General features: G+C 53.6%; 13 protein-coding genes. All 13 read left to right on the top strand.

The annotated features are described in order from the left end of the window. Window positions 1-95: 95 nt before the first annotated feature. The 13 genes from AC07XM_RS19705 (at window position 96) to AC07XM_RS19765 (ending at window position 24,558) form a co-directional block, all read left to right on the top strand. Window positions 96-2,516 (top strand): glycosyltransferase family 2 protein, encoded by a 2,421-nt coding sequence (locus AC07XM_RS19705; protein ID WP_060518640.1) that lies wholly within the window; start codon window positions 96-98, stop codon window positions 2,514-2,516. Window positions 2,517-2,525: 9 nt separating this feature from the next. Continuing rightward, window positions 2,526-2,843, top strand: a complete 318-nt coding sequence (locus AC07XM_RS19710; RefSeq protein WP_146024534.1) for a hypothetical protein — start codon at window positions 2,526-2,528, stop codon at window positions 2,841-2,843. Next, on the top strand, window positions 2,840-3,880 hold the full coding sequence (locus AC07XM_RS19715) for a tetratricopeptide repeat protein (RefSeq protein ID WP_060518642.1): 1,041 nt from the start codon (window positions 2,840-2,842) through the stop codon (window positions 3,878-3,880). The genes AC07XM_RS19710 and AC07XM_RS19715 overlap by 4 nt, the downstream gene beginning before the upstream one ends. Next, window positions 3,881-5,401: a coiled-coil domain-containing protein gene (locus AC07XM_RS19720; RefSeq protein WP_102689523.1), complete on the top strand. Its 1,521-nt coding sequence runs from the start codon at window positions 3,881-3,883 to the stop codon at window positions 5,399-5,401. Window positions 5,402-5,649: 248 nt separating this feature from the next. Continuing rightward, the gene (locus tag AC07XM_RS19725) at window positions 5,650-6,834 is read left to right on the top strand and encodes a class I SAM-dependent methyltransferase (RefSeq protein WP_256596957.1); all 1,185 of its coding nucleotides are present in this window, start codon (window positions 5,650-5,652) and stop codon (window positions 6,832-6,834) included. Continuing rightward, the gene (gene wecB, locus AC07XM_RS19730; protein ID WP_102689521.1) at window positions 6,831-7,955 is read left to right on the top strand and encodes a non-hydrolyzing UDP-N-acetylglucosamine 2-epimerase; all 1,125 of its coding nucleotides are present in this window, start codon (window positions 6,831-6,833) and stop codon (window positions 7,953-7,955) included. The genes AC07XM_RS19725 and wecB overlap by 4 nt, the downstream gene beginning before the upstream one ends. 89 nt (window positions 7,956-8,044) lie before the next feature. Further along, on the top strand, window positions 8,045-9,325 hold the full coding sequence (gene wecC / locus AC07XM_RS19735; RefSeq protein ID WP_102689520.1) for a UDP-N-acetyl-D-mannosamine dehydrogenase: 1,281 nt from the start codon (window positions 8,045-8,047) through the stop codon (window positions 9,323-9,325). Between the two features lie 13 nt (window positions 9,326-9,338). Next, on the top strand, window positions 9,339-12,512 hold the full coding sequence (locus tag AC07XM_RS19740; protein ID WP_158248163.1) for a glycosyltransferase: 3,174 nt from the start codon (window positions 9,339-9,341) through the stop codon (window positions 12,510-12,512). 139 nt (window positions 12,513-12,651) lie between these two features. Then, on the top strand, window positions 12,652-14,355 hold the full coding sequence (locus AC07XM_RS19745) for a hypothetical protein (RefSeq protein ID WP_146024533.1): 1,704 nt from the start codon (window positions 12,652-12,654) through the stop codon (window positions 14,353-14,355). Window positions 14,356-14,399: 44 nt separating this feature from the next. Then, a complete protein-coding gene (locus AC07XM_RS19750; protein ID WP_102689517.1) occupies window positions 14,400-18,470 on the top strand; it encodes a glycosyltransferase in 4,071 nt (1,356 codons plus the stop codon). A gap of 164 nt (window positions 18,471-18,634) precedes the next feature. Then, complete coding sequence (locus AC07XM_RS19755) at window positions 18,635-19,801, top strand: nucleotide sugar dehydrogenase (RefSeq protein ID WP_060518690.1); 1,167 nt, start codon at window positions 18,635-18,637, stop codon at window positions 19,799-19,801. Between the two features lie 40 nt (window positions 19,802-19,841). Continuing rightward, on the top strand, window positions 19,842-21,221 hold the full coding sequence (locus tag AC07XM_RS19760; RefSeq protein WP_060518659.1) for a coiled-coil domain-containing protein: 1,380 nt from the start codon (window positions 19,842-19,844) through the stop codon (window positions 21,219-21,221). After that, window positions 21,214-24,558, top strand: coding sequence for a glycosyltransferase (locus AC07XM_RS19765; RefSeq protein ID WP_102689516.1), 3,345 nt, complete (start codon window positions 21,214-21,216; stop codon window positions 24,556-24,558). Before AC07XM_RS19760 ends, AC07XM_RS19765 begins: the two co-directional genes overlap by 8 nt. Window positions 24,559-24,627: the final 69 nt, after the last annotated feature.

A 24,627-nucleotide genomic window follows, 5' to 3' on the forward strand; every position in this document is an offset into this window, starting at 1 on the left:
CTCACCACCCCCCTGTACGCACCGCCAAGCGCTGCTGCTGACGAAGCCGGCGCAAACTCGCTGGCCACCCTCCCCTTTTCACTGAGCCAAGCCTGATGACTCAAGACTTGCAGCAAAAGCCCCAGGCGGCCCAGCAACCCGTCGCATCCCAAACCTTCAGTGGCGCCATTCTAGGCCTGCAAGGCGATGTGCTGCAGGGTTGGGCGATAGATACTGCGCAACCGGAACAACGCCCGGTCGTAGAAATTTTTATCGACGGCGCTGGCATAGCACTGGCACGTGCCGATCAGTATGAGCCGCAAGCTCCTCAGGGCGACCAGTTTCACGGTTTTGCCGTACAGCTGCGCGAAAGCTGGCTCGCAGAGGCAAAGGTTATTACCGCTCGTATCGCCAACCAGCCTTTCACTCTGGATGGCACCGTCGTGCTACCCGCCAGCCCGAGCAAGCAAGCGCCTGCATTTGCCTCCCAGGTGTGGCACACGGGCGGGCTGCGCGTTGCGGGCTGGTCTTGGGACCCGCAGTCGCCAAACCGCCACGTGCAAATCACTGTGCGGGAAGGTGATCAGATAATCGGCCACGCTACCTGCAACACCCACCACCAGGCGCTGGCATATCGAGCCACCAGTGACCATGGCTTCACCCTTGACCTGCCTTGGGAACTGGCTGACGGCAAGGTGCATGTACTGGACGTCGTGAACGACCTTGAACAACCACTTGCCGGTAGCCCTATTCGCGTTTGCTGTCGACCGGAGGGTGCTGCGGGCTTGCTGCGCCAGCTTGACTCAAGCCATGACACCGCAGCCTTGGCCCTACTTACCGAAATCATCAAGGAGCAGGACCAACTCCTGGCAAAAAGCTCAGGCTGGCAGCATTATCCAAAATGGTTCGAAGCCTTTCAGCGACTTGAAGGCCTGGAGCGCCCTGCCCTGCAGGGTAAAACCGGCCTTTTGCTACTCAGCGAAGGCGATAAGGAACGCGAGCAAACCAGCCTGGCCAGCCTGGGGGCAGACGTCGAGCACGTGCACCATTTAGCCACGGCCCCGACCGATGAGCTTTTGCCGGCCATCCGTGAACTGCTGGCACAGGGGTGCGACCGCATCCTGCCCCTTGCTGCTGGTGATCGCCTGGCCCCACTTGCCTTACCACACCTCTGTGCGTTGTTGGATGACGGTAGCGCCTGGGCCTATGCCGACTGCGATCGCGACAGCGCTCAGGGGGAACGCAGTTTGCCGTGGTTGAAGCCTACCTGGGACATAGACTTGTTTGTGGGAGCAGACATTTTTTCGCCGGGTGCCATTTTCAGCGCACACATCATTGAACAAGCCTTGGCATTATTGGAACTTGGCGATAAACCGCGAACAACAGGCTGGCATGACCTGATTGCAGCGATAGCGTTGGCGACGCAAAAGAACAGCGCCAGTGTGGTCCACCTGCCACGCGTTCTTTACCACCGAGCCAGTGACACTCCCGCTAGCCCGGAGCAGGCAGAGCCTTCATCGCACAGGCTGAGTGCTGTGGAATGGCTATGCGATAGCCTGACGCCTGGCGCAATAGTGACCCGCGTAGCGCATTACCCGGCGCTTCTCAGAGCGCACTGGCCACTGCCTGAGCAATTGCCGCGAGTGAGCCTGATCGTTCCGACACGCGACCAGTACAAATTGCTGCATGCATGCCTTGAAGGCCTGCTGACCCGTACTGATTACCCAAACCTTGAAATAATCGTTGTCGACAATCAATCCACCGATCACCAAACCCTGGATTACCTTGCCACATTGAAAGCGCGAGGTGTGATAGTGCTCGATCACCCCTTCCCGTTTAATTACTCGACCATCAACAACCGCGCCGCAGACGCGGCCACCGGCGAAGTGATCGGCCTGATCAACAATGACATAGAAATCATTGAAAGCAGTTGGCTAAAGGAAATGGTCGCACAACTGATGCGTCCGGGCGTTGGTGCAGTAGGGGCAAAACTTTTATGGCCAAACAACATGGTCCAACATGGCGGCGTAGTTGTAGGCGTGAACGGCTTGGCTGCACATAGCGGCAACACGCTCGCAGAGCACGACCCGGGCTACTTGGGCAACAACCAGATAACCCGCCGACAGAGTGCGATCACAGCAGCGTGCATGCTCATGCGCAAAACAGTCTACGACACAGTGGGTGGGCTGGATGAAAATACGTTCCCGGTGGCGTTCAACGATGTCGACCTGTGCTTGAAAATTCGACAACTAGGGTTGCATCTGGTGTGGAGTGCATTTGCACGACTGATCCACGCAGAATCCGCCAGCCGCGGCAAAGATTTGGCGCCTGAAAAGCGAGCGCGCGCTCAACGCGAACAGCAAAAATTCATTGAGCGCTGGACGATCGGCCACTACAATGACCCGTTTTATAATCCAGCGTTGGCCTTGGATTATCTGACCGGCCCATACGGTGGATTAGCATTACCCGTAAGCAGCTTTGCTAAACGCAGGCACCCCCAGCCTGGCAATGGGCCTTGGGGAGATAGGAATCAATAGGTGTATGGCATGGATAGCAATGCCCAAAAATTTTCACTTCTGTTCACTGTGCTGGCTATTTTGATCCACGCACTGCGCTATGCCGTGCCTGGTGGTTTGTTATTCCAATCAGTTCCAAGCTTAGCCCGGGTCTGCGTTATGGCAATAAAAATTTATTGCCTGATTAACCACACAGTAAACAAGCGCTTCATTTCATCAGGGCACGGCGCCGACACGCACGCACGGTCGCTGCCCAGCCGCATGCGCTCGCCCCTAAGGCTGCACTGCCATTATCAGGTGCGGCCAGCGAACCTCCACTCGTACTCAATTGCAGACCAAACGCCATGAATTCCCTCTCTGCACCGGCAGCATCAAGTACCGAAGTCAACGGCCATTTCGATTACATTCTTGACGACCGCGCGTTCGGCTGGGCGTTTGCACCTGCTCACCCGCAGAAACGGTTGACCATTGAAATCATCGCCAATGGTGAAGTTGTTGCCCAAGGGCTTGCACAACAGTTTCGAGAAGATTTGCAAACTGCCGGGATAGGCGATGGTTGCTATATGTTCGATTTGCAACTGTCCCATGAACTGTTCGACGGCCAGGTGCATAGCTTGACCGCTCGTGTTGCAGACACGGGCGGCATTCTTGGCGGCGAACCCCTTGCTTTCGGCCCGGAGCGACGCGAGCTCAGCTACCCCCAGATTCCGCGAGTGCTTGGCCTGAGCATGCTGGCCGAGCTGATGAACCAAGCCAACTACAGCCGCTTTGCTGGCAACCTGCGCAACTTCACCCAGGCCTATCGGCTTGCCTCACGCCTGCAAGAAACCGGTGAAGTCGCTGAGGCTCAAAGTGCATGGGCCACCATCAACGGTGCACTCGGCGAAAACCCGCTGGGGTACTGCAAGCTGGGTGAATGCCTGATGCTGCTGGGCAATGCCACCGAGGCCTTGGCCGCCTTCCGCGTAGCAGCCGGTTGCGACCTGCGCCTGCACTGGGCGCACCTGGGCATGGCCAACAGCCTGTTTGCCCTGGGCCAGTTCGAACAGGCCGAAGAGGCTATGCAGATGGCAATTGCGCTGCAACCTCAAGACCCCGCGCTGGCCAAGCGCCTGAAGTACATGCAAGACCACGGCCTGCCGCAACGTGTTGACCTGCTGCTTGGCCAACAGCAGCGCGAAGCAGCCATCGCCCTGCTCAAATCGTTCCTGCTCAAGCGCCCGGACAGCACCCAGGCATGCGCCTTGCTGGGTGACCTGCTGTGCGAGCCCAGTGACAACACCCTGCCTGGCATGACGCAACTGCATGAACTGCGCAAGGCACAGTGCATTCTTGAAGCCCTGCTGGACGACGTCGAAACCCGGCTGAACGAGGCCATTGAGTAAATGAAAAAGCTGCTGCGGCACATTCGTGAACACAGCGCTGACGGCCTGGACACCAGCTTGATCGTGGGCGCCGGTACCGGCAGCCTGCTGGGCGACTGGCGCCAACTGGGTAGCCGTCAGTTGCTGCTGGCCGAGGCACATCCTCGCTTGGCCGAGGAGCTGGGCCGTCGCTTGCGTCATGATCAGGGCGAACACCTGCTTGCCGTAGCCGTTACCGGCGACGAACAGCCTGTGGCAACGTTACAAGCGCTGAACAACCTGGCCTACAGCAGCCTCAACCAGGCGGTCGACCTGTTTTCCTACTTCCCCAATCTGCGCCGCGATGAAGCATTGCAGGTTCCTGCGCGCAGCCTTGAAGCGATCGTGGCAGAGCATGGCCTGGACGGCCGGCAACCCCACGCATTGCTCATTACCGCTCCGGGGCAGGCATTGCAATTACTGCAAGCTACCCCGGCAGCCGCACTGCACACCTTTAGCTGGGTGATTATCGAATGCAGCAGCGAGCCGCTGTACCAGAATGATGCCAGTGACAGCGAGATTATCGCCTGGATGGACGACATGGGCTTCGAGCTGGTGACCGACAACCCGGACGCCATCTTCCCGCGAAGCCAGCTGCTATTCGAACGCAACGCTACGCGCCTCGCACAGCACCGCCTGCACAGTGAAGTTGCACAGCTGCGCTCACAGTCTTCGTCTGCCGCTCAAAACAGCCAGCAGCAACTACAGGAGCTGGAGCAGCAACTGCAGCAACGCGACGCAGCCCTGCTCGAACTGACCGGGCTGGCCAACGAGCAAAGGCACCAGCTCGATGAGCTGGCAAGCGAGAACGCCCGGCTCTTCTCTGCGTGCGAAGCAATGCAAGCCCAACAAGGAGAGCTGCATCAGGCGCTGCAAGAACAGGCCGGCCAGGCTAACGCCCAGCAGGCGCAAGTTCATGAAATTGGCAATGAGCGCGACCAGCTCGCCAGCGCTTGCGAAGCGCTACGGCAGCAGCATGCAGCGTTGACTACAGCTTACGACCAGCAAGCCAGCCAGATAGACGACCTGCGAGCCGAGCTTGCCACACTGACTAGCCGCAACAGCGAATTGGCCCTGCTCAACGAAGCGCTGGAGAACCAACGGGCCGAGCTGGCGGGTGCCTGCCAGATGCAGACCCAACTGGCAGACGAACGCCAGGCACGCGCTGACGCGCTCAGCGCCAAGGCCAGCGAGCTTGCAAGCGAACGCGATGCCTTGGCCAAAGACAACGCCAGGCTCACCGAAACCTGCGAGGTGCAAACCAGATCGGCCAGTGAATACAAAGCGCACCTGGACAAGGTCAGCGAACAGCGTGACCAGTTGCAGAAGGCGCTGGCCGAGCATAAGGATACGTTCGAAGCCAATCAGGGTTATGTGCACACACTTGAGCGCGAAGCGGTCGAGCATCAGCATCGGCAGCGCTTGCTGGAAGAAGAACTGGTGAAGAGCGAAGCCCAGCTCGAATTGATCAAAGATCTGCTTCTGCGCGAGCCAGGGCTCTGAAAATGGGCTTGCCAATGTTTACAGCCATTGCCAACTGGCTGCGCCTTCGTAAGGCCCCACCTGTAAAGCAACAGCCCGCTGCCGAGCCGGTTGTTCTGGAAGATGCCGACGAAGGCCTGGATGCTCATTTAGTCCCTTATGACGAAAACCTGCTGGAGCGCAGCCGTACCCAGTGGCAATTCGGGGATTGGCAGAGCCTTGCCGAGCTGCAACGCGAAACCCTGCAGCATCACCCGGACCGCGCCAAGTTGGCACTGCTGGCTGCCGGCGCCCACCAGCAACTGGGCAACATGACCGCGGCGCGCCAGTTCACCCGCCTGGCCCAGGACTGGGGTTGCAGCAAGAAGTTGATCAGCCAGGTGCTGATTGCCGGTGTGCACAATACTCTGGGCCGCGCCACGGCCATTGCTGGCCGCTCGAAACAGGCGCTGGAGCACTTCCAGAACGCCGTGAAAATTGCCGCGCCCGGTGCGGAGGTACGCCTGCTGGTACAAGCACGCGTGCGCGAGGAACTGGGCCAGCTTGGGCTGCCAGCCCTCGAAGCCCAGCAAAAGCCAGGCCCAAGCGCCATTCGCCCTGCCCCCGAAAAAAACGCCGTTCAGAAGTTGTCCGAGGATTTGCAGAAGCAGCACGCAACCTTGAGCGAACAAATCAGGCAGCAGAATGCCGAAATGGTCAAAGTGCGCCAGTCTCTGGAGCGCACGGTGAAGTCCGAGACGCTCAATGCTGCCCAGCAGCTGGAGGCATTTATGGGCGTTCAGAACTATCTGAATCATGGCGAACATTTGCCCGGCATGCACGGTTGGCCGATCAGCCCGGACTTTGCGCTGTACCTGGTCGAATTAATCGACGGCAATGATTATGACTTGATCCTCGAGTTTGGCTCTGGCACTTCAACCGTAGTCATTGCCAAAGCGTTGGCGAGAATTGCTCGCCAGCAACACGGCAAGCCCGCCACCGTGCAGGTGGCATTCGAACACCTGGAGCAGTACCACGCGCAAACGCAGGCGAACCTGCTACAGGCGGGGTTGCTGGATGCTGTGCAAGTTGTTCTGTCCCCACTCGCGCCGTATCTAGCACCTAATGGCACTACGTACTCCTACTACAGCTGCCATGCCACACTAAAATCGTTGGCTGAAACTCTTGATATAGTCAACCTCAAAATACTAATGGTGGTCGATGGACCTCCCGCCTCTACCGGAAACCATGCGCGATACCCTGCCGTGCCAGCTGTGCTTGAACAACTGGCCGGTACGCGCATTGATATCCTGCTCGATGATTACATTCGCGATGATGAAAAGGAGATCGTCGAAGCGTGGCTAGAGGACATAGCGGTAACAGGCCTAAACGGACAAACGATTTATCGTAAGATGGAAAAGGATACCTGCCTGATTTCCGTCTCCCTCAAAGTGCAAACGAGCATCACCAAATGAAAATTCTTACTGTATTCGGCACCCGGCCCGAAGCCATCAAAATGGCCCCTCTGGCATTAGCTCTCGAGGCGGATGCACGCTTTGACGCAAAAGTTTGCGTTACGGGCCAGCATCGAGAAATGCTTGATCAAGTACTGAACTTATTTGACATCCAGCCTGACTTTGACCTAAACATCATGAAGCCAGGGCAGGATCTGACTGATGTCAGCACAGCAATCTTGCAAGGCATGAAAGGGGTTTTCAGCGAATTCAAGCCTGACATGGTATTGGTCCACGGCGATACAGCAACTACATTTGCAACGAGCCTGGCAGCTTACTATCATCAAATACCTGTCGGCCATGTGGAAGCCGGTCTCCGCACCGGGAATCTCTATTCACCTTGGCCAGAAGAAGGTAACCGGAAGCTGACCGGCGCCCTGGCAAAGCTACATTTTGCACCGACTACAAATTCTGAGCAAAACCTGCTTAGGGAAGGCGTTTCCGCAAACTCTATAGTCGTAACTGGTAATACTGTAATTGATGCACTACTGGATGTCGTAAAGCGACTGGACGAAGATAAAGAACTGTATGCCAAAGCATCCGCACCGGCAGCTTTCCTTAGCCCAGCTCGTAAAATGGTACTCGTTACTGGTCATAGGCGGGAGAGTTTCGGCAGCGGTTTCGAGCGTATTTGCCAAGCGTTGCTGGATGTTGCGCAACAACATCCTGAGATTGACATCGTATATCCCGTCCACCTCAACCCGAATGTACGCGAACCTGTCAATCGCCTGCTTTCCGGGATCACCAACGTCCATTTGATCGAGCCGTTGGACTACCTGCCCTTTGTACACATGATGAGCCGCGCGCACATCATTCTTACCGATTCCGGCGGTATTCAAGAAGAAGCCCCATCGTTGGGCAAGCCAGTTTTGGTTATGCGCGATACAACAGAGCGCCCCGAGGCAGTCGAAGCAGGGACTGTGAAATTAGTAGGCAGCGATACAAAAAACATTGTTCGCGAATTAAATCGCTTGCTACTGGACCAAGAGTCGTATCAAAAGATGAGTGTTGCTCATAACCCATACGGCGATGGCCATGCGTGCAAACGAATTCTTGACGCCCTGCTGTCAAACTTTTCCTGATCGCAGATAACAATACCATTCGTGTAGCTCCCGGACCGCATGCCTGGCACAGAAAACTAGGCATGCTATGAACATTTTAGGAATCAATCATGCCCACTTCGACCTCTCCTTTCCAAACCATCTCGATGATTGGCCTCGGTTATATCGGCCTGCCTACCGCTACGCTCTTTGCTTCGCGCAAGAAGAAGGTGATTGGGGTCGACGTGTCTGAGTTTGCAGTTAATACGATCAATAGCGGCAAGATCCATATTGTCGAGCCCGAACTGGATATTCTCGTACATGCAGCAGTGACCGAAGGGTATCTTCGTGCCACGCTTAAGCCTGAGCCAGCCGACGCTTTCCTAATTGCTGTACCTACCCCATTCAAGGAAGGCCACCGACCAGACCTCAGTTACATTGAATCGGCTGCTAAAGCAATTGCACCAGTGCTCAGCAAAGGTAACTTGGTAATTCTGGAATCTACCTCCCCCGTGGGCGCCACAGAACAATTGGCTGTTTGGCTTGCTGAAGCTCGTCCAGATCTAAGCTTCCCCCAGCAAGCCGGCGAAGAAGCCGACGTTCATGTTGCCCACTGCCCTGAAAGGGTCCTCCCTGGCAAGGTGGTACACGAGCTGGTAAGTAATGATCGTGTGATTGGCGGCATGACCCAGAAAGCTAGCAAAATGGCTGTAGCGCTCTATAAAACCTTCGTTGAAGGTGAGTGTATTATAACCAACGCGCGCACCGCAGAAATGTGTAAATTGACTGAGAACAGCTATCGCGATGTTAACATCGCATTTGCCAACGAGCTTTCTATTATCTGTGGCAAATTAGACATAGACGTATGGGAGTTGATTGCACTTGCCAACCGCCATCCACGCGTCAGCATTCTTCAGCCGGGCGCAGGTGTGGGCGGTCACTGTATCGCAGTTGATCCGTGGTTTATTGTTGACACCTGCCCGGATGAAGCGAAACTTATTCGTACCGCCCGTGAGGTTAATGATTTCAAACCTGAGTGGGTTTTGAACCAAGTAAAAGCCGCTATTACCGATGTTTTGAGCAAAAAAACAGGTAGCACGTTGGCAGATATCAGTGTCGCTTGTCTCGGATTGGCCTTCAAACCAGATATTGATGACCTCCGAGAAAGCCCAGCGGTGGAAATCACCGCCAACATTGCGAAGCTCGGCTGCTCTGTGCTAGCCATCGAACCGAACATTGAAAGCCTGCCTAAAAAGCTTGCGGCCCACAATATTACCCTATCCAGTCTGGAAGACGCACTTCTCAAAGCAGACGTGATGTGTGTACTGGTTAAGCACAGCCTATTTATCAGCTCCGTCGGAAGCATCCAGCAACACGGCACCGCAATTGATGCCGTAGGGATTTTCGGTTAATAGCATGAGTGTCATGAAAATGCCCAACACTCTATCGAAGACAAGACAGGCTTTCGCCTCGTTTCAACGAGGAGATTACGCACATGCACGCTCCTGCTACCAGAACCTGGCGGCGCATATAGGCGAAGCATTCTTCAAGGCCAACATTGAAATTTGCACGAAGCGTTTGAGTGCTGAATATGCGGCAGGTGGATTTGGGAAACCGCAATTTAGAAGTTCTACTTCGCTCAAGGCTTACTCAACCCAGTTTAAACTGGATCTGGGGCATACCATCAAGTCTAAACTTGATGAGAAGCCCTTAAATGACGTAACGATCAAAAGCTCAAAGAGCCATGAGATACATCAAGAAGTCAAAGCCGACGCTGAATACACCCTGACTATTAAGTGCACGGTAAAGTCTGGAGCTAACCCGAAGGGTGCACTGGCTGACGTCAGCTTCTATGACGAAGCTGGGCGTATGATCCCCAAACCATACTCGGGAATGGCCGAATCCAAAGCGTTTGGCGCATATTTTTACATCCAAACGCAAGCCCATGAAGGCGCAGAGCCGATTCACTATTCCATTTACACACCGCAGGCCGCCGCACGCGCACGCATAAAAATCGTGGCATTTGGCGCGAAAAATGGCATGGTGTTGAGCGGTGACTATAAGCTTGACCTTAAATCTGAGGTATTGGCGCGCTCACTCGAAAACCCGAAGTATATTGAAGCGTTCAACCAGATACTTCTAGAAGCGGAAGACATCCCAGACAGCAATGGCAGTGAATACTTCGCCAAACACGACTTCAAAGTCGGAGTTATCGGCGACGTGTATATGTATAATTACTACAAAGATGTTTTCAGCTCAGTGCATTATTTGAGCCCGGACAACTACCAGGATGTTCTGAAAAACGATCTCGACATAGTCATTTACACGACTTGCTGGAAAGGCATTAACAACGAAGAATGGCGTGGCTTAAAATTCAGAGAAAAGCCAAAAAGCGCATTGAACAATATTCTCCTGCACGCCAAAGCCAATAATATAAAGACCGTCTTCCAAACCATCGAAGACCCTTCGAACTTTGAGTACTTCTTGCCAATTGCGGAGAAGTTCGATTATGTGCTAACCACCGATACCGACTGCATTGAACGGTATAAGCTTGAACTCGGTCATGACCAGGTTTATTTTGGCGAATACGGCGTCAACCCGCAACTAAACAACCCTATCGGCTGTCGCCGCAACATAAGAAACGCTGCTTTCTTTGCAGGCTCTTACCCTAAGCGCTACAAAGAACGTTGCGAAGACATGGAAATCGTCTTCGATTCGATCATTGATTCCGGCGGGCAATTGCTTGTTGCCGACAGAAACTTCGGCGCTAACGCTGAAGATTTGATTTACCCACCCCGCTTCCAATCAAGTATCTTACCACCCGTACAACACAGCACACTTCAGAAGCTTCACAAGCTTTTCAGATATAACCTGAACTTCAATTCGATCAAGCAAAGCCCTACCATGTGCGCCATGCGAGTTTATGAACTCCAAGCTCAAGGAAATGGCTTAATATCAAACTATGCAAGTTCGGTATACAACAAATTCCCTGGCATTCGCATCTTGCCAAACAAGCAAGATATGTCAGTAGATTTCGGAAGAAATGAAACCTGGGAAGAGTACAAGTCGAATATCGCCAATATTCGTGAAGTACTAAACAACAAAAGTAGCTACGCAATTGTTTCAACACTCTTAAAGAACATCGGTCTCAGCAGCCCAGATAAATCCGATGTCACAATTGCTGTTCTGTGTGCGCAAAAAACAGACTCTGTCATTCGCTCGTTCGAGGCACAGGCACACCCTCATAAACTTCTTATAGAAGAGTCATCCCTTGCTAGCTGGCCTAAAATCAAGGCGCAGCATAAGATCGGCTACTTCTGCTGGTTTGACGAGGATAACGTTTATGAACGGCACTACCTCAGCGATTTGTTGAATGCATTTAAGTTCACCGATTCCTACTATACGACCAAAAACTCGCACTTTGACAAATTTGGTATTCAGCATGCTGGTAAAGAACATGAGTATACCAACCTCTGCAGCGGAAAAGGTTTGTCGCTATTCAGCGCAAAGTACCTAGATCCTAAAGAAATTTCGGAATCAAAATTCACGCAATCGTTCGCCTTGGAAAAAGGCTACAGCATTGATCCATTTGAACTAAACTTCACACGCTATATACAGCAACGCAATGCAAGCGAAGAAAACTATCAGCTTTCCGTCATTGTCCCCGTCTATAATAACGCTAGATTCCTAACTACCAAATGCATCCCCAGCTTGCAGCGAAACTTGCTGTGGCCGGCAATGGAAGTCCTCTTGGTTGACGACGGATCAACGGATAAAGAGACGTTGATCACGCTTCAATACCTAGAGTCGCTCTATCCTAACGTACGAGTCAGGTTCAATTACGACGGCGGGAGTGGCAGCGCTTCTCGGCCACGAAACCAAGGTATTGAGATGGCTACGGCACCGCTCATTACATTCTTGGACCCTGACAATGAGATATCATCGGGCGGATATGACCTGCTCATGGAATCCTATAAGGAAGCCAATGAACTGGCTAATCAGCAAGTCGATTTCGTATCTGGCTTCCATGTGAAAGTAGCTGAAGACGTTAGGGAAATTGGCAAACATACCAGCAAGAAAATCAGCATTATCACCGACTTTAAGAAGGGTTACTTCGAGCGAGGGCGGTTCCCGGTAATCGCCACTCAATCTGCTGTAATTTCCAAAGAATTCCTGGACCAGAACAACATTCGCTTTGTCGAAAAGTCTGCGGGACAAGATACTCTTTTTGGCTGGGAAATCATTGCAAAGTCGAAATGTGGCGCATTCAACAACCAGGCGCACATAATTTACTATGCAGACCGAACTGACTCCATTACGAACCAGGTTGATGTAAGTTATTTCAAGAAGAAGGTAATCTTGGAAGAGAGCCAAGTCAAATTCCTTAGAGAAAATGGTTTTCTCGAAATATACCTTAACGCCCACTTCGATAACTTCATGAACAACTGGTACATAAAAAAACTAGAACGCGTCAACCCCAGTGACTATAAAGAGTCGATCGACTGCCTGCGTTATATTTCCAAACTCTATGGAAAGAATCTGGAAGATTTCCTCCCCACGCCTGAAACGGAAGGAAAAAAAATAGCTTTGGCCAATTAGGGCTTTCGCATCTAGGCTATTCGTAAGGAGCTGAACGAATAGCCTAGGTACGCTCCCCCTATGTGAATGGCCTGGCAGTTAGGGGCCACTCAAGCAAAATAATCTAGAAATTTCGCGACCTCGATGGGTTAAGACAAATATGGCAAATTACCTATATATAGCTGCAAATAATGGCATCGAACAAGACATAGAGGAAAATTTTTTTTCGCAAGGGTACCCAGAAACGTCTGATATATCAAAAAAAAACCACAACGGCGTTGTTGAGTATTACATATCCCACCAAGCCTCAAACCACACTTACGGTGATAGCCGCATATTCCAGGGCTATTGTATCAACTATAAAGACAAAAAAATTCACTACTCAGCCCCTGACTCTGACACGGATTTGCAGGCCGGTTTAGAAGGTTGCTATTTTTCCGTTCACAGAGATAACGAAAAAATATCCATCTGCAACGACTACTTCTCTCAGCTTCCAATATTATTTTTTGCCAGCAAAAATTGCTTTGCCTGCTCTGACTCATTGTACGTGTTACTAAAGCTGAGAAAATCTCTCGGATTATCAGCTCACCCTGACATGCAGAGTATCAAGTCTCGGGCATGGATTAACTCAATTACCAACCAGCTAATTTCAGACAAAACCCCATTTTCTGCTATCAAGTATCTTCCACCTCTTAACCATATTGAAATCAATATCATAGATAGCAACCCCCATGCGAAAATAGTAGCCCATACTCAAACTACAAGAAATGAACCACTCGATTTCAACCACATCACACGCTCATCCGCCATTAATCTGCGCTCGATCGTTAGCTCACTTATAAATTTATATCCTTTATCCCTTTCTCTTTCTGGCGGGCTAGACTCTCGAGTAATGCTCGCAAGTGCCATCCAGAAAATTTCTTCCAAAAATCTTCATATCGGAACAAGCGAGACTTTGAAGCGAGACCTCGAAGTCGTTAAAATACTATCCCAAAAATTTTCCTTCGCTTACAATTCTAGGGAAAACTTCATCTCAGTCAAAACAACCCCAGTAGACCAATTAAGTACCTATGTACTTTTATCTTGCGGCATTTACGACTCTATCTACTGCCCTAAAAGGGTACCTGCTAAAAACTTTCCTATCCCTTTAACGGGCCATGGTGCCGAGCTTTACAAAGGCAACTATGGTTTAAAATCCATTGACGCGATAGCTGACAACTGCCCCATTAACAAAGATCTCTTCAGCTTGGAAATCGGTCGAGGCCAAGAGAAGCTTCATGTGCAATCCTCAAGCGGCGAGATTCACTATCTGGGCTATCGGAACGCTTTGCATGGCGCCCGGTCTACCATTTTCTCTCTTTATGCTATCAGGCCGCTGATGCAAAAATCGCTCGCAGAGCACTTTATGCTTCCAGATACAGAGGTCTCGCTTGCTCAACGGAAGAATATTGTCCATGACTTACTAATTCTTTTGTCTCCAGAACTCGCTGCTGTAGAATTCGACAAGCCAGAGAAAAATGTCTCTGAGGACTACATAAACTCGCGACTGACAGAACTGGGTGGCCCGATTTCTGATGAGGAACTAATCGAATTCACAGTCATCGGTATGCCACAAGAGTCGGGCCATGCTATTTGTAGCTTCTTCCACAAAATGACAGCCGACGACGGTTACACAGGTAATCTCGACAGCTCCAATTTAAAAAGACTCGTGCACCTCAGCTCTACACATGGGCATTCGGAATTGGAAGCCGAACTGAGGTATTGGAATGATCACATTGGCGAAATTGATGATTCACCACGAAAAGAAAGCCACAATATCGCCATAGGTAAAATTCTCGCAACAAGTATCTTGCTTGGCAAATAGCAGCACAATCAACTATTAAATCCATAGCATTAAGAGCCAGCTAAATGCCCGAAGGCAACACAATGAATTTCAAAATCCTCCTTATTGCCGATGCCTTCAGCAGTGCTGGCTACACCTCGACCTCTGCCAGAACCAAGCATGTCTTGCCGGACACTTTCAAATCTGAAATTGTCAGCTTCCAGCCAGATCTCTTATTTGTTGAGTCCGCTTGGCAGGGATTGAATAGTGCTTGGCATGGCAAACTTGCACCACCAAGCCCTGAAATCCTGGAATGCCTTGAGTTTTGCAGATCCCGCGGAATACCTACAATTTTCTGGAACAAAGAAGATCCTGTTCATTTCGGCACATTCCTTTCTCTGGCCACTCATTTCGATCATGTGGCAACGACCGATATTGACTGTATACCGCGCTACATGAAAGCTTTGGGGCATGATCGTGTTTTTCTCCTTCCATTTGCTGCCCAACCAAGGGTCCAAACACCACTTCCAACCCTTACACGATCAAATGCATTTTCTTTTGCCGGCTCATGGTATCAGCGCTACCCTGAACGACAGCACGATTTCGCCAATCTTGTCAGGGCAGTGTCCCGACTCGGCCCCTTAGATATTTTCGATAGAAACTATCATAGTCATAAAGCCGAAACTCAATTTCCTGCTGAATATAATAATTTCATAAAAGGCTATCTGCCGTTCAATAAAATCGATCACGCCTACAAAGGATATCGATTTGCGTTAAACATCAACACAGTCAAACATTCTCAAAGCATGTTTGCCCGCCGTGTATTTGAATTGATGTGCTGTAACACGCTTGTTGTCAGCAACGAATCTAAAGGGATGCGAATATTTTTTGGCGATTTGGTAATCGCCTCAGATGATCCCAGATCATTAGAAGATGAGATTCGACCAGCTTGGAATGATGACGTAATCTACCAAAAACGCTGCCTGATGGCGTTGAGAAAAGTACTCTCCGAGCACACTTATGAACATCGGCTCGATTATATAAAAGCTCGAATCCAACGGAAGCGCTGGTCTATTAATCCTCCCGAAGTTCTTGTTTTGGCTGTTGCGGACAGCCCAGAATCAGAGCTTAGAGTAATCAAGAACTTTCAAAGGCAAGCCAACCCGTGCCGACTGTTGTTGCTACGTAACTACTCTGCTGAGCCATCAACTTCGTCGGACAAACGCATCAATTTCTTCTCTCACAAACCCAGTTTTTTGAGCAGCGTAAATATCGCACTTGGCGAACTTAATTGGTTATCTTTTTTTTCTGCGGAAGATACCTATGGCGAGTACTATTTAACCGATCTTGTTCTTGCAAATAGCTTCTCGCAGGCGGATGCCTTGGGAAAAGTCACGCACTATACAGTCCGTGACACACAGGTAGTCTTGAACAAGGCGCACCGCCAGTATCGTGAGACTGATTCCTTGGCCGTTCGAGCCGCATTAATTCGAAGCAGCAAACTATCCAACGAATTACTTGAGTCTTGTCTAGACAACATACAAGACATGCGAATAAACTTGGAACAGATGCTAGGAACTGACCAATTTCAATATTGTCGACAAAGCTTCTCTTTGCCTGAGTCGCAGGTACTGAGCTTCGTGGGCGACTTACCATTAGAAAATCTAGGCCTGTCACTTGCCAATGATATACTCCCCATTGCGGAGCGCCTGACCGCTGACGATTATCGCATGCCTACTATAGATGCGTCAGCAACTCAGATTTTAGCTACTACGCTTTCAGACTGGTTTTCGGCTCGTCTACCCGAGCATATCTCGCTATCCTTAGAAAACGGTCAGTTAATTATCAAAGCTGAAACGCCCCGAAATGCGCAGAGCATCCTACAATGCGCGTCAGTCTTCAACCTCGACGCATTAAACCTGAAGAGCAACAACAAATTCAGATTAATTGCCGACCACAATCTTTCTGAGCTCAGCACGATAATTGAATACTTAGATGCCAATAAAAAATTTATCAACCATACAATTAACGGCGCAGGATCATCATATTCTCTTATTTTGCCAAACAATTGCAAATTCTTAAAAGTATCGCTGCGGCTGTCAGGCCCAGGGGTAGCGAGAATCCATTCGTTCGTGTTCGGCAAAACTTTTGAGCAACCCGCAGCCCTGATTGATAGATGTACACGTGCGTCGAAATCCACCGAATTTACAAATACTATTCGTAACAACCGAACAGGGGCTTCTGCAATGTCGATTGCGAGTCGTGCCCAAGCTGCATTTGACTCTGCTCATTACCAGCTTGCGGTCGACCTGTATGAACGCGCCATAGCAGAACAACCTGAGCTCGCACACACCTATGATTTCGGCTTGGCCAGAGCAAGGAAGCAGCTCAGTTTGGCAAAAAAAAGCTCACCAAGCCCTGATACAATAGAAACCATAAGAACCGCACCAAGCGCAACCTCAGAGTCTGGGAGGACTAGTGGCGACGACCTGTCATTAATCGACCTACACCATATCATTGACCGATTCAAAAATGAAAATCAGGGGGCGAGCCAGTCATCGCACCCGCTCGTATCCATATTAATGATCGCACACAACTGTGCAGACTTCATTGAAGAGTCAGTTACTTCAGTACTTCGCCAAAAATGGCCCAATCTCGAGTTAATAGTGATTGATGACGCGAGCCCCGACAATACGTGGGATATTTTAAAGCGTCTGATGAACTCCGTCGCCAACCTTAGATGTCATCGCAACAATAGTAGGCGGGGCAGCATCCCCTCAACAAAATATGCTTTTTCCTTAGCAAAAGGTGAATACCTGTTCTTTCAGGGCGCTCGCGATCTTTCTCACCCTGAGCGCATTGCCATAATGATGTCTGAGCTTGTGCAGCCGAACGTTGTAGCAGTTCGCGGGACCTATTCGCTGGTAGAAGCCCCCTCTACCAAGGTTCTTCTATCTTATGGTGCCATTACACAACTTGGAATTAAAACCATTGGCTTCCATCGCCAAGCCTTTGAAGAATCAAATCTCCTTAGCTGCAACTATGGTGATGAAAACGAGTTCAACTTCAGACTGGACACCTGGGCGAATGAGAAAGGTTTTAATATTTCAAAGCTAGATTTGCCACTCTACTTCCAAACGGTGCTGCAACAGCTGCCTCATACTGAAGTACTGACATCTGGCAACCATCAGAATTCGGGTAATGATTTCTCATACGAGGATACTCGGAAATCAGCATATGCCATCCAACATGATAATTCTGGTATTGAGGACTTCCACCAGAATTCCCGTTTTCCGGCTCATCCCAACATGATAGCCGCGCCGTCATTGGTTAGCGGATTCGCCCCTCGTGCTCAACCAGTAGTTGTCAGTATCTGCTCGATTCCAAGTCGCGCCGAATTGCTGCGCCAGGTACTCGCTAGCCTCTCGCCTCAGGTTGACGCGATGCACGTCTATCTGGACCGCTATGATTCGGTCCCAGACTTCGTCCGCAATTGCCACCCCCAAGTAAAGGTCTACCTGTCCAAAGACCACCCTGGTCTGCGCGACAACGGCAAGTTCCTGGCGTTTTCCACACTTGCAGAAGACTGCTACTACTTCACAGCAGATGACGACATCGTCTATCCACCTGATTACGTCGCCAGCATGGTGCGACGCATCGAGGATTACGAGCGCCAGGCGGTCATCGGGGTACATGGGGTACTACTACCTGAGCAGGCAGAAGGTTACTTCACATCCTTCCGTAAGGTGCACATGTTCAAAAAGGAACTGGAACGGGATGCGTTGGTGAACAACCTGGGCACTGGCACCGTAGCGTTTCACTCGGGTCTGTTGCACGGGCTGGACCTTACCCATTTCGGAACGCCGGGCATGGCAGACCTACACCTGTCGGTTTTCTGCAAGCAACGCGATATCCCGATGGTGGCGCTCGCCCGCCCCGAAGACTGGCTGCAGGAACTGCCCTCGCCCAATACCAGCCTGTACAATGAATTCCGGCAGGCGGACGACCAGCAGTCGGCACTTATTCGTGCCCACAAACCCTGGGGTTATGCAGCGATCAGCAAGGCTGTTGCCGGGGCCTCGATGCGGGCGACCAAGCCTGACACAGGCGAACGCCTGCAACGGTTGATACCCATACTGCATGCTTGCCTGAAATAGCCCAGGCACCAAGGCATCGCTTTGGCTCTGCGCAGGGCCGGCTGCAAAGCCGGCCCGCTTACATTATCTGCTGTTGAGTACGCCTAGGCGCGCAAGGGAAAGCACATTATGAACATCACCCCTCCCCAGTGCCTGCCACGGCCCGGTGCCTGGGTATGCAGACCATGAAAATCACAGTCGTCGGAATGGGCTACGTAGGCCTGGCCAATGCCGCCCTGCTCGCTCAACACACGCAAGTGTTAACGCTGGACCGCGACCCGGCCAAGGTAGACGCCATCAACCAGCGCCGCTCGCCCATTGTCGACCCGTTGCTTGAAGACTATCTGCTCAACAAGCAGCTGAACCTGCAGGCAACGCTCGATGGCGCAGAGGCTTACGCCGATGCGGCCTTCGTCGTCATCGCCACCCCCACCGACTATGACGTTGAAAGCGGCCGCTTCGATACGCGTTCCGTCGAGTCGGTCATCCGTGACGTGCGCGCGGTCAATCTGGCTGCCACGTTGGTGATCAAGTCCACAGTGCCAGTTGGCTTCACCGAGCGCATGCGGCGGTTGTTCGGTTTTGACGACATCATTTTTGCACCTGAATTTCTGCGTGAAGGCCAGGCGCTCTACGACAACCTGTACCCTTCCCGCATCGTGGTCGGCGGTGATACCGCAGGCGCCAGGCTATTCGCCGAACTGGTGCAGCACAGCGCGATCAAAAAAGACGTACCGGTACTGCATACCGGCGCTACCGAAGCCGAGGCGATCAAGCTGTTCGCCAACACGTATCTGGCCATGCGCGTAGCGTACTTCAACGAGCTGGACAGCTACGCCGAAAGCCATGGCCTGGATACCCGCCAGATCATCGAAGGGGTCGGGCTCGACCCGCGGATTGGCAACCATTACAACAACCCCTCCTTCGGCTATGGCGGCTACTGCCTGCCCAAGGACACCAAGCAATTGCTGGCCAACTACAGTGATGTGCCGCAAACCTTGATTCGGGCAATCGTCGACTCCAACCGTACCCGCAAAGACTTCATCGCCGAGGCCATTCTCAAGCGCAAGCCGCGACGAGTGGGTATTTATCGGTTGATCATGAAAGCCGGCTCGGACAATTTCCGTACCTCCTCCATTCAGGGCATCATGAAGCGCCTGAAGGCCAAGGGAGTGGAAGTGGTGGTCTATGAGCCGGTGCTCAAAGTTGCAACCTTTTTCAACTCTCCGGTCCTGACAGACCTTGAAGAGTTCAAGCGCAGCTGCGATGTCGTCGTGGCCAATCGGCTTACCGATGAAATCAACGATATACTCGACAAAATTTATACCCGCGACCTGTACAGCAAGGACTGAGCGCGGCCATGACATGGCTACCGTTTTTATGGAGACATCGATGCAAACCCTACTCTCCGGCCTGAGTGAACAGGCCAGCCGCGCGTATGTAGGCGCCTCATTTGACGATACATTTTCGATTCAGTGGAAATCCGCTGCGCAGTTCATGGCAGGCGTCGACCTCACCAGCTCTTCGGGGGCACACCAGCGCGTGTGGCTGTATCGTGCGCCTTGGTCCTGGTTGGCCGATGGTGCCACCGTCGATGTATCGGCAGCCCTGCACCAGTGGCAGGCCGAGCAACGTGCTGTGCTGCAACTGCGGCGCACGCTGCGTCAACGCTTGATTCTGGTGAACATCGACAGGGTGACCCCGCAGGCGCTGTTCGAGCGGCTGGGCCTAGCTTACAACGACCAGCCACTACAGCTGTTTGCCGACCCGTTGGCGGCCACACTGGGTGGTGTCTTCGAGCAGATGGCACCCGAAAGCTGGACCCTGTACGAAGCGTTGGAAGCTGCAGCATGGCTGCCAAGCGGTGAGCCGGAATTCCGCTCCAATCGCCCACTGCCAACTACTGCAGGGTTGATCGAACTGCTGGATCTGATCCATGCCGGCCGCCAACTGCCCAACGCTCAACTGCAGTTGCATGAGCGTGAAAGGGCCATCGCCAGCCTGCGTCGTGAAACCGAGCAAGCGCGCAATGCTCAGCAAAGCCGCCACGATGAGCGCGAACAGGTGCTGTCGCAGCTAGACCGCGCTCAGCAGGCGCTCGCCGATCGTGAAGCAGAAAGTCAGCTAATGAGGGAGCAGCACAGCAGCCTGCAGCAACAGTTGGCCCAGGCGCTGGCGGACAAACAGCAGGCTACCCAGGCCATAAGCGCTGCCAGCGCGGGTTCCAAGCCATTGGCTGAGGAAAACGAGCTGTTGCTGGCTCAACTGCATAACGTGCAGGAAGAGCTGGAAAAGCGCCATCAGGCCAGCCTGTTACTCGAACAACAGGTCGCAGCCCTCCAGCTGGAAGTAGCACAGGCGCGCGCTACGCAACAAAAAGCTCAACAAGTGCATGCCGACACCAGCGCTGCACAACGCTACAAGGAAGAAAGCGAACTGCTGCTGGCCCAACTGCACCAAGTGCAAGAGGAGCTGGAAAAGCGCCACCTCGAAAGCCAGGCCACAAATGACAAGTACGCCAAACTGAAAAAAGAGCTGGACCAAACCTTGGCTGCGCAGCAGCAGTCCGGCCTGGAGGCAGCCGGTGCCGTGGCCAATGCCCAGGCGCTGAGCGAAGAAAACGAGCTGTTGCTGTCGCAACTGCACTTGGTCCAGGAAGAGCTGGAAAACTACTACCTGGCCAACCGCGAGATCCTCGCGGCCATGGACCAGTCCAACCACACGCTGCACCGTGCTCGTAAAGTAATCAGCCGAGTGGCTGCCCATGTCTGAGGTCAAGGCGGTAGCACCGTTTAACAGTGTGGTCGATGCCCAGTGGTACCTGACAACCTATCCCGATGTAGCGGCCTGCGCAGCAGACCCGCAACAACATTACGACCTGCATGGTGCCGCTGAGGGGCGCCTGCCCCGCTACCTCGAGGCCTACCGCCTGGACACCGCGCTGTGGGGCGGCTTCACCGCGCTGGCATTGCCCGAGCTCACTGCCCTGCACGCGCGGACAGAAGACCGCGAAGAGTACGCGTACGCTTCGTGGGCCTTGGCCCGCTGGCATGCCAGTGCCGCGCAGTGGTCGAGCGCACTGCTGCATGTCGATGCCCTTGCTGAGCCTCTGCCGCCTTTTATCGGGGGGCTTGGCCCAACGTTACTACGGGCCGAAGTGCTGCTGCGCAATGGCCAACACGCGCTTGCCCAGGCGTGCATTGGGGAAGCCATCGCCGCCCGGGGCCAACAGCCCGATTTGTGCCTCGCGGCGGCAAACATGGCGCTGGGCACCGGTGACCCACAGCATGAATCGGCCGCTTCCCGGCGCTTGTTCTGGCTCAACCGTGCATTGGCAGCGGCTGACCTGGCACCTGTTGCCCTGCGCAACCCCGGCGCCGCGCTGAGCCTGGATAACCTGCACGCCAGTTGCACGGCGCACATTACGCCCGAAGCGCAACCCAAAATCAGTGTGATCATGCCGGCGTACAACGCTCAGGCGTTCATCGAAACAGCCTTGCGCAGCCTGCTGGCTCAAAGCTGGAGCAACCTGGAAATTCTGGTGGTCGATGATTGCAGCACAGACGCCACAGTCGAGCGCGTGTCTGCGCTTGCCCGTGAAGATGCACGTATCATCCTGCTGCAGCAACCTGTAAACCGCGGCGCTTACGCTGCCCGCAATACCGCATTGAGCCACGCAACCGGCACATTCCTGGTAAACCACGACAGTGACGACTGGTCGCATCCGCGGCGGTTGGAGCTGATGGCCGCGCCACTGCTGGAAACCCCCAAACTGGTCGGCACGCTCGCTGAGTGGGTCAGGGCCGATACCGAACTGCACTTCCAGTGCTGGCGTATTGAGAACAGCCTGATCGAACCAAGCGTTTCCACCATCATGATGCGCTGCGACGCAGTACGCGCCCTTGGCGGCTGGGATGAAGTGCGCGTCGCTGCCGACCACGAACTGCGCCAGCGCTTGCAGCGCTGCCATGGCGCCGATGCTCTGCTGTATGTGCTCCCAGGGGTGCCGCTGGTCATTGCCCGTCACCTGCCACAGTCGCTGACCATGGCTTCCGGCACGCACTTGCGCTCAACGTTCTATGGCCTGCGCCAGTTATACAGCGCTCTTGCCGAGGCCTGGCACGGCATGGCGAACGATGCAGGCGGGCTGCGCTTGACTCCAGGTAGCGGCACGCGCGCGTTCCCCGCGCCAACGCCGATGCTGCGTAACGCCCAGACCGAGGCCAGCTACGATTGGCTGGTGGTCAGCGACCTCAGCGAAGCAGCGCGCACCGCCAAGCCTCTGCGTCTGGTGCTGGCGCGCTTGCAGGATCAGGGCGAGCGTATCGGCCTGCTGCATTGGCCAGATTATCAGCGGCCAAGCCCGATTGACCCGGCCCTGCTGCGCCAGGCCGTCTCGGGTGAAGTCGAAATGGTGCTGGGCGAGCAGGCACTGGTGGCCCGCCGAGTACTGGTCGTGGGTCGGCACCTGCTTGCTAATCCATTGGATCAAGTACCAACAGTCAAAGGGCTGCAAAGCTGCCAGGTTATCGATTCGGTCCGCGAGGCCAAGTCGCTGGAAATCGGCGCAACACCAGTTTCACCTCAGTTGGCCGGCCCGCTCGCTGCCGAGGTGGCTCCGGCACTTGTTACGCCGCCAGTACCGCAGGTTGCCATCCCTGAGCAGCCCGCAGTAGAGGCCGCCGCACTGGAGCCCGCCGAACCTGTGATACCGGCCTTGTTCGACGAGGCCTGGTACTTGGAGCGCAACCCAGACTTGCAAGGCGCCAGCCTCGACGCCTGGCAGCATTACCTTGCCCACGGTCATGCTGAGGGCCGCGAACCTGGCCCAGACTTCAATACGGCGTGGTACCTGGAGCAATGTGTCGAAGCCCGCGACAGTGGCATGCCTGCACTGCTGCATTATCATCAGTCGGGTCGTCATACCGGTTACGATGTTGGCAACCCAACATTCGCTGGCAACCTGCAGCACCGCCCAGGAAGGCCCACCGTACTGCTTTGCGCCCATGCGGCTAACGTGCAGCTGTTTGGGGCGGAGCGCAGCTTGCTGGATATGCTGGATGCGTGCGCTGCGCTAGACTTGAACGTGCTGGTCAGTGTGCCGAGCGTGGCCAACCCGGCTTACATCGACGCGTTGCGAGCGCGCGCTACGCATGTGGCATGCATCCCAACCCAGCTGTGGCGCACTGACATTGCGCCGTGCCGGGTAGCCGTTGAGCGTTTCTGTGCCTTGATTCGCACCCACTCGGTGGACCTGGTGCACAGCAATACCCTGATGCTGCGCGAGCCGCTGATCGCAGCACGCCTTGCCCAAGTACCGGCCGTGCTCCATGTGCATGAGTCCCCCGCGCATGATGCTGACCTGTGTGCGGCCATCGGCTTGCCAGCTGACCATATCGTTGCCGAGGCATTGAGCCGAGCCGACCAGGTACTGGCCAACTCCGCCTTCACGGCGCAGCACATCGCCAAACCGGGCGCTACCCATGTGGTCGGGAACATCATCGACCTCAAGGCGTTCGACCTGCCTAACACGCCGGACAACAAACGCATCACAGCGGCACTTATCAGCAGCAATTTACCCAAGAAAGGCATCGCCGATTTGTTGCAACTAGCGTGTGACACCGCTGCCGACACGCCCAACTTGCAATTGTTGTTGATTGGCCCGCACACGCCGGGTGTTGCTGCTTTGCGCACCTTGGAAGCCCGCGGCAAACTGCCACGCAATTTGAGCATCATGCCTTACGCCGAAAGCCCGCAGGCTGCCATTGCCCAAGCCAACATTGTGCTGAATCTGTCTCACTGCCAGGAAACCTTTGGCCGCACTGTCCTGGAAGGTATGGCTGCCAGCCGGCCGGTGCTCGCCTATCGCTGGGGGGCTTTGCCAGAGCTGATTGATGAAGGCGTTACGGGGTACACCTTTGAGCATGGCGACACCAAAGCCATGGCCAAAAGATTGCGCCAGTTCTGCCTAAATCCGAAAAAGATCCGCACGCTGGGTGCTGCGAGCCGCAAACGTGCCAAACAGTACAGCCTCAAGCTGCTAAGTCAGCAATTGAAAAGCGCTTATGAGTCGGCGCTGGGAACTTCACTGATGCGGTCAGGCGATTGAAATGAGGTGAACGGCACGGCAGGCACGGCTTGAGTCTTAAGCAGTGCCTGCCGCTCTGTTCGGCCTGCG

The organism is Pseudomonas sp. GW460-LB5 (genome assembly GCF_059423245.1).